The organism is Stappia sp., assembly GCF_040110915.1.
Lineage (GTDB): Bacteria > Pseudomonadota > Alphaproteobacteria > Rhizobiales > Stappiaceae > Stappia.
In genome coordinates this window covers 2,206,230-2,220,165 of sequence record NZ_CP157793.1, presented here as the reverse complement: position 1 = coordinate 2,220,165, position 13,936 = coordinate 2,206,230, and the positions used below count along the sequence as shown (strand labels likewise).

Here is a 13,936-nt window from a genome sequence, read left to right as displayed (position 1 = left end):
CGAGGAGGAGGAGAGAGCCATGAGTGTATCGAACACAATCGCCGCGACGGCAGTGCTTGCCATCGGGCTGGCATCCGTGCCGGCCCGTGCCGAGACGCCGTTCTACGAAGGCAAGACCATCGAGGTTCTGATCAACTATTCCGCCGGCGGCCCGACCGATGTCGAGGCGCGGCTGATCGCCCGGCATCTCGGCAAGCACATTCCCGGCAATCCGACGATCGTCGCCCGCAACCGCGCCGGTGCCGGCGGCATGATCGGCATGAATTACATGGCGGATGTGGTCAAGCCGGACGGATTGACCGTAGCGATCTTCTCGCCGCCGGTCTTCACCGAAGTTCTCGGCGATACGGGGCTCGATACCCGCTTTAAGGACTTTGTCTGGCTGTCCTCGCTCGCCGTGCCGCAGATCTGCTACGTGCGCCGTGATACGCCGCCCGGCATCGAGGAGCCGGCCGATCTCCTGAAGGCCGAGACCTTCAACGCGTCCGGCATCCGTCCCACCAGCACGCACGACATCCGCATGCGCCTGTCGCTCGACGTGCTGGGCGTCGACTACAATTACGTGACCGGCTACAAGGGGCTGGCCGGCGCCTCCGCCGCGGTCCTCCAGAACGAGGCGCAGTATTCCTGTGGCTCGATCGCCAGTTACCGGTCCTCCGTGGTGCCGTCGATGGTGGAGACCGGCATTGCCATGCCGCTCTTCTATTATGCGGTCGTCGATGCGGACGGGAACGACGTCCTCGATCCGAGCCTGCCCGACATCCCGACATTCCGGGACTACTACCGGTCCGTCCACGGCGAAGACCCCTCCGGTGAGGTCTATGAGGTCTTCGAGGCGGTCAACAATCTGAAGACCAGCCTGCAGCGCGGTTCCTTCGTCCCGCTCGGCACGCCCGAGGCGGCGATCGATGCCCTGCGTCAAGCCTGGAAGGCGCTCGAGACTGACGAGGAATTCCTTGGCGCATACGAGGAGGCATTCCAGGCGAAGCCTGTCATTTCGCACGGCGAGGAAACCACGGCGCTGATCGAGTCCCTGGATGACATCGACGCCGACCTGGTGAGCTTCCTCAGCGACTACATCGCCGCCGGCTCCGACAACTGACCGGCTCCGGCCGGGCGATCGCATGGCGGTCGGCCGGCCGGGTCCGGGACTGTTTCAAGCCTGACCGTCCGGCTTGCATCGCCTGCCCGGCTGCGTGCAGCGGGCGGGAACCAGGCGGCGCCGGCCCGCTCGCCGCGGCGACGGCACGGCGTCCGGCGAGTGCCACGGAGATCGCGATGTACGACCTGATCCTGAGCAGCCTTGCGGCCGTCCTGGCCTGGCCGGCCATTGGCTATCTTCTGTTCGGCACGATCCTGGGCCTCTATTTCGGCGCGGTGCCGGGCCTGTCCGGCCTCGTCGGCATGGCGATCCTGCTGCCCTTCACCTTCACCATGGAGCCGGTCGCCGCCTTCGCCTTCCTGCTCGGCATGTACGCGGTCACCACGACGAGCGACACGCTGGCCTCGGTGCTGCTCGGCATTCCCGGCACGTCCGCATCCCAGGCCACCATCCTTGACGGGTATCCACTGGCAAAGAAGGGCGAGGCGGCGCGCGCGCTCGGCGCCGCCTTCTTCGTCTCCGCTGCCGGGGGGCTGCTCGGCGCGCTGTTCCTCGGCCTGTCGATCCCGATCCTGCAGCCGGTCATTCTCGCCTTCGCCCAGCCGGAATTCCTCATGCTCGGCGTTCTGGCGCTCACCATGGTGGCGTCGCTGTCGGGGGGCTCGATCCTGCTCGGCCTCATCTCCGCCCTCTTCGGGCTGCTGATTTCGTATATCGGTTATTCGCCGACCGACGCGATCCCGCGCTACACCTTCGATGTCATCTATCTGTTCGAGGGCCTGCCGCTGATTCCCGTGATCCTCGGCCTGTTCGCCCTGCCGGAACTGCTGGCGCTGGCCGTCGGCAATACCTCCATCTCCCGCGTCGACAAGACCGAGACGCGCTCGCGCATGCTCGACGGGGTGCGCGATGCCATTCGCAACTGGTGGCTCGTCCTGCGCTCCAGCGCGATCGGCTGTTACGTGGGACTGCTGCCGGGGCTCGGCGGCTCCATTGTCGACTGGATCGCCTACGGCCACGTCGTGCAGAGCTCCCGGGACAAGAGCAGGTTCGGCGAGGGCGACATCCGGGGCGTGATCGCGCCGGAAGCGGCCAACAACGCCCAGAAGGGCGCCGCCCTCATCCCGACGGTCACCTTCGGTATTCCCGGCAGCGCGCCGATGGCGATCCTGCTCGGCGCCCTGCTCATCCAGGGCCTGCAGCCGGGCCCGCAGATGCTGACCACCAAGCTCGACATCACCTTTTCCATGATGTGGACGATGGTGATCGCCAATGTGGTCGGGGCCGGGCTTCTGTTCCTGTTCGGCCGCTATCTCGTCCGGCTCACCTTCGTGCCCGGCCATCTCATCGTGCCGGGCGTCTGCCTGTTCCTGTTCATGGGGGCCTGGCTTGCCACCAGCAACATGGGCGACTGGGGCGCGCTGCTCCTGTTCGGCACGTTCGGCTATCTGATGAAGCGCGGTGGCATCCCGCGCGCGCCGCTGGTGCTCGGCATCATTCTCGGCCCGATCATGGAAAACGCACTCGCCATCTCGCTGTCCGCCTACAACGGCTATGGCTGGATCGGTCGGCCGATCGTCATGGTGCTCGCCGCGATGGTCGTCGTATCGCTCGGCTATGCGATCTGGAGCCATGTCCGGCGAGAGAACTCCGCTCCGGCGGATAGCTCAGGCGCGCGCGTGCCGCGACCGGGCGCGGTTGCGGCGCGGCCGGTCGATCAGCTGCTGCCTCTCGTCATCCTCACCGGCGTCTTCGTCGCCGCCGCGGTCCTTGCCGCCGACTGGCCCGCGAACAGTGCCCGCTTTCCGGTCATGACCGGCACTCCCGGCGCGGTCCTGGCCGTGGCGGCCCTGGCTGTCGCGTTGCGCCATCTGCAGGCCGATCGCGCCGCGGGCAGGGGGCTCGGCACGCCGCCCCAGCCGCTCGGTCGTGTCCTGCATTTCGCCTTGTGGATGCTGGCCATCGTCGGCGTCACGATCCTTCTCGGTCAGCGTGTCGCCCTGCCGCTCTTCGCCGGACTCTATCTTCTGGTCTGGGGTGGGTATGGCTGGAAGGTCGCCGTTCCCTATGCGCTCGGCTGCCTTGCGGTCCTCATGCTGGTCTTCGATCAGGTCGTGGCCGTCAGCTGGTATCCGGCCTTGCTTCTGCGATAGCGCCGGCCGATCGGGGCGGAGGCCGAGCCTGGCCGCTTGTCGTCGTGCCCTGCGGGCAATTCTGCGGCGTCGACTAGTGTGCCGGCGTTGCACCGGGCAGGGTGTGGATCGACCGACCGCTCTGCCCCTTGGTCGCTTGCAACAGCCACGACCGGAATTTCCTGGCCGGCCCGGACAGGGCGAAATTCTCCGGTTGGACCAGATAGTAGCGACACTGCGTCGGATAGGTGCGCCCCAGCGGGTTGACCAGGGTGCCGGCGGACAATTCATCCTGTACGAAGCTTTTCACCATCAGCGAGACGCCGACGCCGTTCAGGGTGGAGCTGAGCTGGAAACTCCGGTCCTCCAGCAGCATCCGGTTCCGGGGGTCGGGCGGGAAACCGAGCACATCCGCGAACCATTCGCCCCACAGGTCGTGATCGTTGACATGCAGCAGCCGGCAATGGGCAAGGTCGGCCTCCGTCCCGATACGGGTCCGCTCCAGATAGACGGGGCTGCAGACAACGACCAGGTCGTCGGCGAAAATCTCCTGCGCGGTGAAACCGGGCCATCTGCCAAGCCCCCATTGCACGCCCATGTCCGCATTCAGGGTGCCCCGCGGCAGCTCGGTGTAATTGTTGCCATGATGAACGAAGCTCAGCTGGACATCGGAATGGGCCTCCCAGAAATGGGCAATGCGCGGGGCCAGCCAGCGGCTGGCGAACATTGGAACCATGGCCACACAGACCTCGCGCGCATTGCGCAGGCTGGCGATGTTGTTGAGCCCTGCCCGGATTTCGGCAAATCCCTTGCCGACATGGCTGGCGAGCAGGCTGCCGAAAGCGGTCGGCTCCAGCCCGTCGAAGCGCCTGTCGAACAGCAGCACGCCGAGGTCGTTCTCTAATTTCTTGATATGATAGCTGACCGCGCTTTGGCTGGTCGTCAGGGCCCGTGCCGCTGCACTGACGCTCTTCAACTCCGAAACGACAAAGAAAATCTGAAGGGAATTCAGGTTTCTGATCTGATCCAAGTGTCGATTCCCTTTCTGCAATTTTGAATTGAGGCGCCGTGCTTCATCGCAAGGCTATCGAATTTTTGGATAGTGCGACAGTTTTTTGAAATTCCGCGCCTCAGGGACGGTGACTAAGGTACCGGCAGATGGAGGCCTGCGTGGAGGAGACGCGGGAAGGGAGGATGGCGGTGGACCTTGCACTCGACGTTCGCGATCTCGGAAAGACGTTTGGCGGCGTGAAGGCGCTCGACGGCCTGTCCTTCGGCATCGCCCGGGGGGAGGTGATGGGACTGATCGGGCCGAATGGCAGCGGGAAGTCGACAACGGTGAACACGCTGGCCGGGGTCTTTCCCGCGACGTCGGGCGAAATCCGTCTGTGCGGCAAGCCGGTGCACCATCTGCCGGAATATGCCCGGGTGCAGGCCGGCCTCACGCGGACGTTCCAGACGGCGAGTGTCTTTCCCGAGTTTACCGTCCGCGAGCAGGTTCTGCTGGGCGCGGAGCCGGCGCGGACCAGGCGTGGCGTCTGGTCGATGCTCCGCTCCGGCGCGCGCATGGAGCCGGAATTGCGGCGTCGGCTCGACGAGGTCCTGCAGCTGACCGGGCTTGCCGATCTCGCCGATACCCGGATCGAGGCGGTCTCTGCCGCCGATCAGCGGTTCCTGATGATCGCCACGGCGCTGGCCGCCGATCCGGCGGTCATTCTTCTGGATGAGCCGGCGGCCGGCATGGTTTCGCATGAGCGCGACCGGTTGAGCGATCTCATTCTGGCGCTCGGGGGCCGCGGGCACGCGGTGCTGGTGATCGAGCATCACATGTCCCTGATCATGAAAGTGTGCGACCGCATCACGGTGCTCAATTTCGGAGAGAAGATCGCCGAAGGGTCGCCACGCGAGATCCGGTCCGATCAAAGGGTCGTCGACGCCTATCTCGGGGAGGCCGCGTGATGCTCGAGGTCAGCGGACTGAAGGCCGGCTATGGCCAGATCGAGGTGCTGCACGGCATCGACTTTCACGTCAACCAGGGGGAATGCGTCGCGCTGATCGGTGCCAATGGCGCGGGAAAGAGCACGGCCCTGAAAACCGTTTGCGGTCTGGTGAAGCCGCGAGGCGGAACGATCCGCTTTCAGGGCCGCGACATCACCGGAGCGAGCGGCCATGAGATCGTGCGTGCGGGCATCACCATGTGTCCGGAGGGGCGCCAGGTCTTTCCCGAAATGACCGTGCTCCAGAATCTGAAGCTGGGGGCCTATACCCGCCGCGATGCGGAGCAGGCCGACGATCTCGATGAAATGATGCAGATGTTTCCGATCCTGCGGAAACGGGCGCGCCAGGCCGCGGGCACCCTGTCGGGCGGCGAGCAGGAGATGCTGGCGATTGCCCGTGCCCTGATGGCGCGACCGAAAGTGTGCATCTTCGATGAGCCGTCGCTCGGTCTGGCCCCGAAGATCGTCGCGGAGGTGGCTGAAACCATCGCCCGGATCAAGGCGAGGGGCATGACCATCCTGCTCGTCGAACAGAATTCGCTGATGGCGCTGAAGCTGGCGGACCGCGCTTACCTCTTCGAGGTCGGCAAGGTGGTTCTGGAGGGAACCGGCGAGGCGTTGCAGCAAAACCCGGACGTCGCCCGCGCCTATCTCGGCGATTGAAAACGGCGCGGGAGAGCGAAACCGTCCGGCGGAACCGGGCGTGAAGAACAACACCAGGGAGGAACTCATGAAACGCAGATTCACGATCGGCGCGGGGCTTGCCGCTGCCGTGCTCGCCGCCTCCACGTCTCTGGCCGGGGCGGCGGAAAAGGAGCTGTTGGTCGGCGTCAGCGATGCGCTGACCGGGCCCGCCGCCGTTTACGGCGTACCGCAGGCCCGGGCGGTGGAACTGGCCGCGGAAGAGGTGAACGCCGCCGGCGGCATCCGCCTTGGCGAGGACACCTACAAGATCACGGTCCTGTCCTATGACGACAAGGCCAATCCGACCGAAGCCTCGAACAGCGTGCGCAAGCTGCTCGACCGGGACGGCGCGCGTTTCCTGCTCGGCTTCTGCTGTTCCGGCGCGACCGGCGCGGTGGCCTCCTTCATCCAGAACGAGGATGCGGTGATGCTCGTTGGCAATGCCGCCGAACGCTCGATCACCACGCGCGGGATCGACAATCTGGTGCGCACCCGCCCGCCCGCCGACTACACGGGGGCCGCAGCCGGAACCTTCGTCGCCTCGAAGGGGCACAAGCGGGTTGCCGTGATCGGGGCCCTCGAAACCTCGTTCTATGCCATGTATGTCGACGCTTTCGAGCGCGAGTTCGTCAAAGGCGGCGGTGAGATTGTCACGCGCGAGGCCTTTGGGCTCAAAGACCGCGACATGACCCCGCAACTGACCAAGATCCGGGCGCTGGAGCCGGATGCCTTGCTGGTGGTCGGCTATGTCGAGCCGGCGGCCTTCGTCTACCGTCAGTCGGTGGAGCTGGGGCTCGAGGTGCCGCGTTACGGATTCACCAGCGGCAGCGAGGAACAGTTCCTGCGCGTCGTCTCCGCCGAGCAGATGGAGGGCGTCTGGGACCTGCGGCCCACCGAACTGACGCTGCAGTCGACGGGCGAGACCGGTCGCGCCTACCACGAGAATTTCACGGCGCGGTTCGGTGTCCAGCCCTCGCCAAGCTCGCCCTATGCCTATGACCAGCTCTACGCGCTGCGCGATGCGATCCTGAAGGCCGGGACGGCCGAGGATGCCGCCGCCGTGGCCCGGGCCTTGCGGGAACTGCCGGTGCCGAAGGAGGCGGTGATGCAGTACATCCCCATCGACGGACGTATGTTCGACGAGAACGGACAAGCCTACACCACCAACGGTGCCTTCCAGTGGCAGGACGGTCAATGGGTGTTCGTGCAGGAACTGCCTTCGGTAGCCGAGGACTATTCCCGCTTCCTCAGCTCCGTCGACGGTTGAGACCATGCTGGAGCTTGTTCAGCAGATCACGAATGGCGTGGCGATCGGCAGTGTCTATGTGCTGATCGCCCTCGGCCTGACCACGGTGTTCGGCATCCTCGGCATCGCCCATTTCGCGCATGGATCGGTGTCGATGTTCGGCGGGTACCTCGTCTATGTGCTCGTGGCTTTCCAGGGCGTTTCGCTCTGGCTTGCCATTCCGGTCGCGCTGGTCGTGGGCATGGGGGTGGGGGCGCTCATCGAGTTCCTTGCCTATCGACCGGTCAGAAACGCCAATCACATCAATGCGTTCATCATTGCACTCGGGCTGACCATGATGGTCGAGGGGCTCAATCTCCAGTTTTTCGGGGCCGATCAGGTGGTGATCCCCACCGGCTTCGACCGGGTGTTCGAGATCGCGGGGGTGACCATCCCCGAGACGCGGCTCTACGTCGTCCTGGCCGCGACGGTGCTGGTCATCGCCATGACCGCCTTCGTGGAGGGAACCAAGACCGGTCAGGCGATCCGGGCGGTGGCGCAGAACCGCGATGCGGCGATCCTGATGGGGGTGAATGTCCGCAGCATCCCGCTCATCGTTTTCGCGATGTCCACCATGCTCGGCGTCGCGGCGGGCGTCATGGTCGGCTCCCTCTTCGCCATCGCGCCGGGCGTCGGCGAGGCGATGGTCGTGAAGGGCTTTGCCGTGCTGATCCTGGGCGGGCTCGGCTCGATCCCCGGGGCGATCATCGGCGGCCTCGTGCTGGGCGTCACGGAGGCGCTTGCGGCCGGCTTCCTGTCCTCGGCCTACAAGGACGTCATTGCCTTCGTCGTGATGATTGTCGTCCTGCTGTTCCGTCCGCAAGGATTGCTCGGAGGCGCGAAATGACGCTCACCAGAAAAAACGGGCTTCTCTATCTTGCGATTCTGGTTGGCCTGATCGTCCTGCCCTCCTTTATCTCGGTGAAGTACTATCTGCATCTGTCGGTCCTTGCGCTGATCTGGGTGATCGTTGCGCAGGGGCAGAACCTGATACAGGGCTTCACCGGCTATGTATCGATCGCCCAGGCCGGCTTCATGGGAATAGGCGCCTATGGAACGGCCCTTCTGGGGCTGAACTTCGGCCTTCCGGTCTGGCTGACGATCCTGATTGCGCCACTGATCACGGCCCTGTTCGCGCTCGTCGCGGGGTATCCGAGCCTGCGTGTGAAGGGGCATTACTTCGCCATCGTCACGCTGGCCTTCAACATGGTCATTTTCATCGTCCTGTTGAACCTGACCGATGTGACCAATGGCGAGGCCGGGCTGATGGGGATTCCCAAGCCCGGCGCCGGCCGGGACGGCGCGATCGATTTCGCCGACCGCACGACCTACTACTATCTCGTGCTGATCGCCGCCACGGGCGTGACCGCGCTGGCGGCCCTGATCGTCAATTCCCGGCTGGGCCGGGTCCTGGTCGCAATCCGTCAGAACGAAACCCTGGTCGGCGCCGCCGGACTGGCTGCCTGGAAGTACAAGCTCTTCGCCTTTGTCGTCAGCGCCATGTTCGCCGGTTTTGCCGGGGCGCTCTACGCCCACTACCAGAGCTTCATCAATCCCGAAATCTTCACCATCGCACAGTCCATGGATGCGGTTCTGGCCGTGATCCTGGGCGGCAGCGGGACGATCACGGGGCCGATCATCGGCGCCTTCGCCATCGTTTTTCTGCCGGAATACCTGCGGTTTGCCGACAGTTTCCGTCTGGTGATCTACGGCCTGATCCTCATCCTGGCGACGATTTTCATGCCGCGCGGGATCGTCGGGTTGGCCAGCGACGCGCTCGGCCTTCTGAAGAAGAGGCTTGCGCGATGACCGGTCTCGACTGGGCGTGCGACCGGGGGTTCCTGGATCGGGTGCGCGCCTTCGCTGCCGGGGACCTGGCGGAGCAGGTGGCGGCGGGGCCCCTCGACGCGGCGGCGAATGCACAGCTTCTGCGACGGGCCGCCGAGCTGGGGCTGACCGGCATCGAGGTGGACCGCGCGGCCGGCGGGCTCGGACTGGGCTTTCGTGAAAAGGCAAAGGCCTGCGAGATCCTGGCGGGCGTCGACTTCGGCTTCGCGCTGTCGCTGGTCAACACGCACAATGTGGCGGCCAGGCTGGCCGTCACGGCCCCGCCCGCGCTGGCGGCGCGCTTCCTGCCGGACCTTCTGGCGGGGCGCCACCATGCCTGTACCGCGCTGACCGAGCCTCATGCCGGGTCGGATTTCTTCGCGATTTCCACGATGGCGCGGCGGTCGCAGGACGGCTGGTGTCTGCACGGCGAGAAGGCGTGGATCGCCAATGGCGCGGTCGCGGGCCTGTCGATTGTCTACGCCCAGACCGGGGCGGTCGGCGAGCGAGACGGGATCGCGGCCTTCCTCGTGGCCCTCGACGACCCGGCGGTGAGCCGCAGGGCCTGTCCGGTCGATGCCTTCGTGCCGGCGCCGACGGGCGGTTTCACGCTGGACGCCTATCGGGTGCCCGAGGGTGAGATGCTGTTGCCACCGGGTGGGGCATTCCGCGCAATCCTGAACGAGATCAACGGCGCGCGCGCCTATGTGGCGGCCATGTGCTGCGGCATGTTGGCCGCCGCGCTGGAGAATGCGCACGACTTCGGTCGGGAGCGCAGCAGTTTCGGCCGACCTTTGCAAGGCCATCAGCACTGGCGCTTGCGGATCGCGGAGGGCGAGGTCGCGCTCGCGGCGGCGCGGGCTCTGACGGCGGCGGCCGTTGAGGCCGTTGCCGATGAGGCTGCGTCGGCCCAGCTTCTGTCGGCCCAGGCGAAAATCGCGGCCACGCAGGCGCTGGGGCGCTGGATGCCGGAACTTCTCCATGCGCTGGGAGCGGCGGGACTTTCGGGACAATCGCCGATGAAGGCGCATCTGGCGGCTGCCCAGGCGGTGGGGCTGGTGGACGGTTCGACCGAGATGCTGCTGGAGCGGGTGGCGGCGCTGACCGGGCGCCGGAAAAGCGGACTTTATCGGGAGGAGTGAACCTTGCGAGTATTTGAAATCAGGGATGACTGGGGGCTGGACAACCTGCGTGAGGGCCGGCGCGAGGTGCCGCGCGCCGGGCGGGGGCAGGTGCTGGTGAAGATGCGCCGGGCTTCGTTGAATGCCCGCGATCTGATCGTGCCGGAGCGAGGATATGGCCGGGCGACGGGCGAGTTGCCGCTGATTCCGCTGTCCGACGGGGTGGGAGAGGTGGTGGAGGTCGGGGCCGATGTGACCCGCGTGGCGCTGGGCGACCGGGTCTGTCCGACATTCTTCCAGAACTGGGCGGCCGGGTCGCCTTCGTCCGCGGCCTTCGCATCGGCGCTGGGCGGGCCTCTGGACGGCGTGATGGCCGACTATGTGTGCCTGTCCGAAGAGGGGGTGGTGAAAGTCCCGGAGTACCTGGGCGATGCGGAAGCCGCGAGCCTGCCGTGCGCGGCGCTGACCGCCTGGAGCGCGGTGTCCGGAGAAGCCCGGCTGGGTCCCGGCGATCATGTGCTCCTTCAGGGGACGGGCGGGGTGGCGCTCTTCGCGTTGCAGTTCGCCAAGTTGCACGGTGCGACCGTGACAGTGCTGTCCTCCAGCGACGAGAAACTGGCGCGTGTTCGCGAAATGGGCGCGGACCATCTCGTCAATTACCGCAGGCACGCCGACTGGGCCCGTGCGACCCGGGCGCTGGTGGCCGAGCGCGGCGGATACGACGCGATCGTGGAACTGGGGGGAGCCCGGACGCTGGGCCAGTCGCTCAAGGCGATCCGGCCCGGCGGCACGATTGCGATGATCGGCGTGTTGAGCGGTCTTGACCTGAGCCTGTCGCTGGGGCCGATCGTGACCCGGCAGATCCGCCTTCAGGGGGTGACGGTGGGCCATCGCGCCGGCTTCGAGGACATGCTGAGAGCGATGGCGGCGCACCGGGTGCGCCCGGTCATCGGCTGTAGCTTCCCCTTCGAGGGGCTGAAGGAGGCAATGGCGCATTTCGCGCAGGCCGACCGCTTCGGCAAGACAGTCATCGAGTTCTAGAGCGACTCCCTGAAAAGCGGGCGGCCTCCGTCTCTCGAGAAAGATCCCGGCCGGCTGCGACCGGTCGACGGGCTCCTGCCAGCGAAAGCATGACCATGTTGTATATCGATCAGGTTGCCAGGCGCGACCCGAACCGGCTCGCCTATGTCATGGCGGACACGGGAGAGAGCGTTACATTCGCGGAGCTTGACCGGCGGTCCAACCAGGGGGCGCATGTTCTGCGCGCGCAGGGTCTCGTCGTCGGCGACCACATTCTCATCCTGATGGAGAACCGCCGCGAGTTTCTGGAAACCTGTTTCGCGGCGGATCGGTCGGGGCTCTATTACACGACGGCCAGCACCCAGCTTTCCGCGGACGAGGTGCTCTACATCGCGCGCGATTGCGGCGCGAAGCTGGTGATTACCTCGGGGCGATTTGCCGGGGTCGCCAGCGTGTTGCGTGCGCAGTTGTCGCCGGAGGTTCCGATTTTCATGGTGGGGGAGCCTTGCGCGGGGGCCGCCTGCTGGGACGACGCGTGCCGCGACATGCCCGTGCATGAGATTGCCGATCCGGCGCAAGGGCTCGACATGCTGTATTCGTCGGGGACCACGGGCCGACCCAAGGGCGTGAAATGGCCGCTGCCGGCGCAGCCGCCCGGCCAGATGACCTTTCTGATCGAGCTTCTGTGCAATCTGTTCGGCTACGGGGCGCAGACCCGCTATCTCAATCCGGCGCCGCTCTACCATGCCGCGCCGTTGCGACACACCATGACGACGCTGAAGCGCGGCGGATCGGCGGTCATCATGCACAAGTTCGACGCGGAGGAGGCCCTGGCTCTCGTCGAGGCGCATCGGATCACGCACAGCCAGTGGGTGCCGACGATGTTCGTGCGGATGCTGAAGCTCTCGGACGAGGCGCGCCGCCGTTACGATCTGTCGTCCCTGCGGATGGCGGTCCATGCCGCGGCACCCTGTCCGATCGAGGTCAAGCGGCAGATGATCGACTGGTGGGGCCCGATCCTGATGGAGTATTACGCGGGCACGGAGAACAACGGTTTCTGCGCGCTCGACACCGAAGAATGGTTGGCCCATCCCGGGTCGGTGGGACGCGCCAAACTGGGCAGGCTGCACATCTGCGATGAAGAGGGGGAGGAACTGCCGCCCGGTTGCGAGGGCGAGGTCTACTTCGCCAACGGCATTCCCTTCGAGTATCACAACGATCCGGAAAAGACCCGCAAGGCACGCAACCGGCTGGGCTGGACGACGCTGGGCGATATCGGGCGGGTCGATGCAGACGGCTATCTTTACCTGACGGACCGCAAGTCCTTTGTCATCATCTCCGGCGGCGTGAACATCTATCCTCAGGAAACCGAGAACACTCTTGTCACGCATCCGGCGGTGGCCGATGCGGCTGTGTTCGGCGTGCCCAACGCCGACTTCGGAGAGGAGGTAAAGGCGGTGGTCGAACTCGTGGATGGAGCGCAGGCGTCACCGGCGCTGGCGGACGAGCTGATCGCCTTTTGCCGGTCGCGGCTGTCGCCGATCAAATGTCCGCGAACTGTGGATTTCCGCAACCGTCTGCCACGCGAGCCCAATGGCAAGCTGCTGAAGCGCCTGTTGCAGCAGGAGTACCGGCAGGCGGCGAAATCTCCCGAGGGCGCTCCGTCCGCGCGGTCCGCCGGATAGCGGCCCCCGCAGGTCCTCGGGGCCTCGCGGGCGCGGCTTGCCGTTGGCGTAGAGGACGGATCGGGCTTCGGAAGGCACGCAGCTTCGAAGGTGCAAGACCGTGGGAGGTCAGGCCGCAGGGGCAGGTCGCAGGGCGATATCGGCAAGGGTGGAGCGGTCGAGATCCGTCACGAAGGCGGCTTGCGCGGAGCGCAGGCGCGCCTTGAGGCGGCACTGTCCGTCGATGGAGCAGGCGCCGCCGTCGGCCGCGAAGCATTCAACCAGTGGCTGGTCTTCCTCAAGCAGTCGCACGATCGCGCCGAGGCGGATCTCGCCCGGCGGTTTGGCGAGCACGGCGCCGCCGCCGCCGCCGCGCCGTGTCACGATCAGTCCGCCACGGGAAAGCCGCTGCATGATCTTCGCAAGGTGATTGCGCGACAGGCCGAACTCGTCGGCCAGTTCGGCCGACGAACAGGCGCGCTCCGGCTCGCTCGCCATGCGCATCAGCATGCGCAGGCCGTAGTCCGTGAAGGAGGTGAGACGCACGATCGCCGGCTCCCGCTTTGAATTGGTATTTACAATACCGATTAGCAGATATAGGCTGCGTTGCAAGGGTGAAATGCCGGAGCAACCGATGATGCCGCACGCGTCCCGACCAGACATCGTCTCGGCCCGGCCGGAGATGACCGAGGCCATCATGATCGAGACGGGCCTCGATGAGCGGGTCCTGCGCGCGCTCGTGGAGCGCTTCTACGACCGGATACGCCGCGACGCGGTGCTCGGGCCGATCTTCGAGGCGCGGATCACCGACTGGGCGGCGCATCTGGACCGCCTGGTGGCCTTCTGGTCCTCGGTCGCGCTGATGACCGGGCGCTATCACGGGCGGCCGGTGCCCGCCCACGCGCGGTTGCCGGTCGATGCGACGCATTTCGAGCGGTGGCTTGCCCTGTTCCGTGAGACCGCGCGGGAGATCTGCACGCCGGCAGGCGCCGCGCATGTGATCGCGCGCGCCGAGCGCATCGCGCGTTCGCTGAACAGTGCCGCCGAGGCGGCGAGGGGCGGTCCGGGCGCCGTTCGCAACCTGAGCTGAGGCGCGAGGAGCAC

General features: G+C 66.1%; 13 protein-coding genes. 11 read left to right on the top strand and 2 right to left on the bottom strand.

The features are described from left to right. Positions 1-19: 19 nt before the first annotated feature. Positions 20-1,102 carry a hypothetical protein gene (locus tag ABL312_RS09710; RefSeq protein WP_349361187.1) on the top strand — a complete coding sequence of 361 codons (1,083 nt, stop codon included), beginning with the start codon at positions 20-22 and terminating at the stop codon, positions 1,100-1,102. A 176-nt stretch (positions 1,103-1,278) separates the two neighbouring features. Then, a complete protein-coding gene (locus ABL312_RS09705; RefSeq protein WP_349361186.1) occupies positions 1,279-3,255 on the top strand; it encodes a tripartite tricarboxylate transporter permease in 1,977 nt (658 codons plus the stop codon). A gap of 73 nt (positions 3,256-3,328) precedes the next feature. On the opposite strand, the gene ABL312_RS09700 is transcribed toward ABL312_RS09705, so the two are convergent. Next, positions 3,329-4,264: a LysR substrate-binding domain-containing protein gene (locus tag ABL312_RS09700; RefSeq protein ID WP_349361185.1), complete on the bottom strand. Its 936-nt coding sequence runs from the start codon at positions 4,262-4,264 to the stop codon at positions 3,329-3,331. A 164-nt stretch (positions 4,265-4,428) separates the two neighbouring features. On the opposite strand from ABL312_RS09700, the gene ABL312_RS09695 reads away from it, so the two are divergent. The 8 genes from ABL312_RS09695 (at position 4,429) to ABL312_RS09660 (ending at position 12,853) form a co-directional block, all read left to right on the top strand. After that, complete coding sequence (locus ABL312_RS09695; protein ID WP_349361184.1) at positions 4,429-5,193, top strand: ABC transporter ATP-binding protein; 765 nt, start codon at positions 4,429-4,431, stop codon at positions 5,191-5,193. Beyond that, positions 5,193-5,894: an ABC transporter ATP-binding protein gene (locus ABL312_RS09690; protein ID WP_349361182.1), complete on the top strand. Its 702-nt coding sequence runs from the start codon at positions 5,193-5,195 to the stop codon at positions 5,892-5,894. Before ABL312_RS09695 ends, ABL312_RS09690 begins: the two co-directional genes overlap by 1 nt. Before the next feature lie 67 nt (positions 5,895-5,961). Next, complete coding sequence (locus tag ABL312_RS09685) at positions 5,962-7,182, top strand: ABC transporter substrate-binding protein (protein ID WP_349361181.1); 1,221 nt, start codon at positions 5,962-5,964, stop codon at positions 7,180-7,182. 4 nt (positions 7,183-7,186) lie between these two features. Then, the gene (locus ABL312_RS09680; RefSeq protein WP_349361180.1) at positions 7,187-8,047 is read left to right on the top strand and encodes a branched-chain amino acid ABC transporter permease; all 861 of its coding nucleotides are present in this window, start codon (positions 7,187-7,189) and stop codon (positions 8,045-8,047) included. Then, positions 8,044-9,009: a branched-chain amino acid ABC transporter permease gene (locus ABL312_RS09675; RefSeq protein WP_349361179.1), complete on the top strand. Its 966-nt coding sequence runs from the start codon at positions 8,044-8,046 to the stop codon at positions 9,007-9,009. Before ABL312_RS09680 ends, ABL312_RS09675 begins: the two co-directional genes overlap by 4 nt. After that, a complete protein-coding gene (locus ABL312_RS09670) occupies positions 9,006-10,169 on the top strand; it encodes an acyl-CoA dehydrogenase family protein (RefSeq protein ID WP_349361178.1) in 1,164 nt (387 codons plus the stop codon). Before ABL312_RS09675 ends, ABL312_RS09670 begins: the two co-directional genes overlap by 4 nt. 3 nt (positions 10,170-10,172) lie before the next feature. After that, positions 10,173-11,189 carry an NAD(P)-dependent alcohol dehydrogenase gene (locus tag ABL312_RS09665; RefSeq protein WP_349361177.1) on the top strand — a complete coding sequence of 339 codons (1,017 nt, stop codon included), beginning with the start codon at positions 10,173-10,175 and terminating at the stop codon, positions 11,187-11,189. 95 nt (positions 11,190-11,284) lie between these two features. Continuing rightward, positions 11,285-12,853: an acyl-CoA synthetase gene (locus ABL312_RS09660; RefSeq protein ID WP_349361382.1), complete on the top strand. Its 1,569-nt coding sequence runs from the start codon at positions 11,285-11,287 to the stop codon at positions 12,851-12,853. A gap of 108 nt (positions 12,854-12,961) precedes the next feature. Here the strand turns inward: ABL312_RS09660 and ABL312_RS09655 are convergent, their stop codons facing one another. Next, positions 12,962-13,378 (bottom strand): Rrf2 family transcriptional regulator, encoded by a 417-nt coding sequence (locus ABL312_RS09655; protein WP_349361176.1) that lies wholly within the window; start codon positions 13,376-13,378, stop codon positions 12,962-12,964. A gap of 88 nt (positions 13,379-13,466) precedes the next feature. On the opposite strand from ABL312_RS09655, the gene ABL312_RS09650 reads away from it, so the two are divergent. Beyond that, positions 13,467-13,922, top strand: coding sequence for a group III truncated hemoglobin (locus ABL312_RS09650; RefSeq protein ID WP_349361175.1), 456 nt, complete (start codon positions 13,467-13,469; stop codon positions 13,920-13,922). Positions 13,923-13,936: the final 14 nt, after the last annotated feature.

Excerpts from the sequence above, each read along its gene's own strand:
- ABL312_RS09710 (WP_349361187.1), top strand. The coding sequence starts at position 20 with ATGAGTGTATCGAACACAATCGCCGCGACGGCAGTGCTTGCCATCGGG.
- ABL312_RS09705 (WP_349361186.1), top strand. The coding sequence starts at position 1,279 with ATGTACGACCTGATCCTGAGCAGCCTTGCGGCCGTCCTGGCCTGGCCG.
- ABL312_RS09695 (WP_349361184.1), top strand. The coding sequence starts at position 4,429 with ATGGCGGTGGACCTTGCACTCGACGTTCGCGATCTCGGAAAGACGTTT.
- ABL312_RS09690 (WP_349361182.1), top strand. The coding sequence starts at position 5,193 with ATGCTCGAGGTCAGCGGACTGAAGGCCGGCTATGGCCAGATCGAGGTG.
- ABL312_RS09685 (WP_349361181.1), top strand. The coding sequence starts at position 5,962 with ATGAAACGCAGATTCACGATCGGCGCGGGGCTTGCCGCTGCCGTGCTC.
- ABL312_RS09680 (WP_349361180.1), top strand. The coding sequence starts at position 7,187 with ATGCTGGAGCTTGTTCAGCAGATCACGAATGGCGTGGCGATCGGCAGT.
- ABL312_RS09675 (WP_349361179.1), top strand. The coding sequence starts at position 8,044 with ATGACGCTCACCAGAAAAAACGGGCTTCTCTATCTTGCGATTCTGGTT.
- ABL312_RS09670 (WP_349361178.1), top strand. The coding sequence starts at position 9,006 with ATGACCGGTCTCGACTGGGCGTGCGACCGGGGGTTCCTGGATCGGGTG.
- ABL312_RS09660 (WP_349361382.1), top strand. The coding sequence starts at position 11,285 with ATGTTGTATATCGATCAGGTTGCCAGGCGCGACCCGAACCGGCTCGCC.
- ABL312_RS09650 (WP_349361175.1), top strand. The coding sequence starts at position 13,467 with ATGATGCCGCACGCGTCCCGACCAGACATCGTCTCGGCCCGGCCGGAG.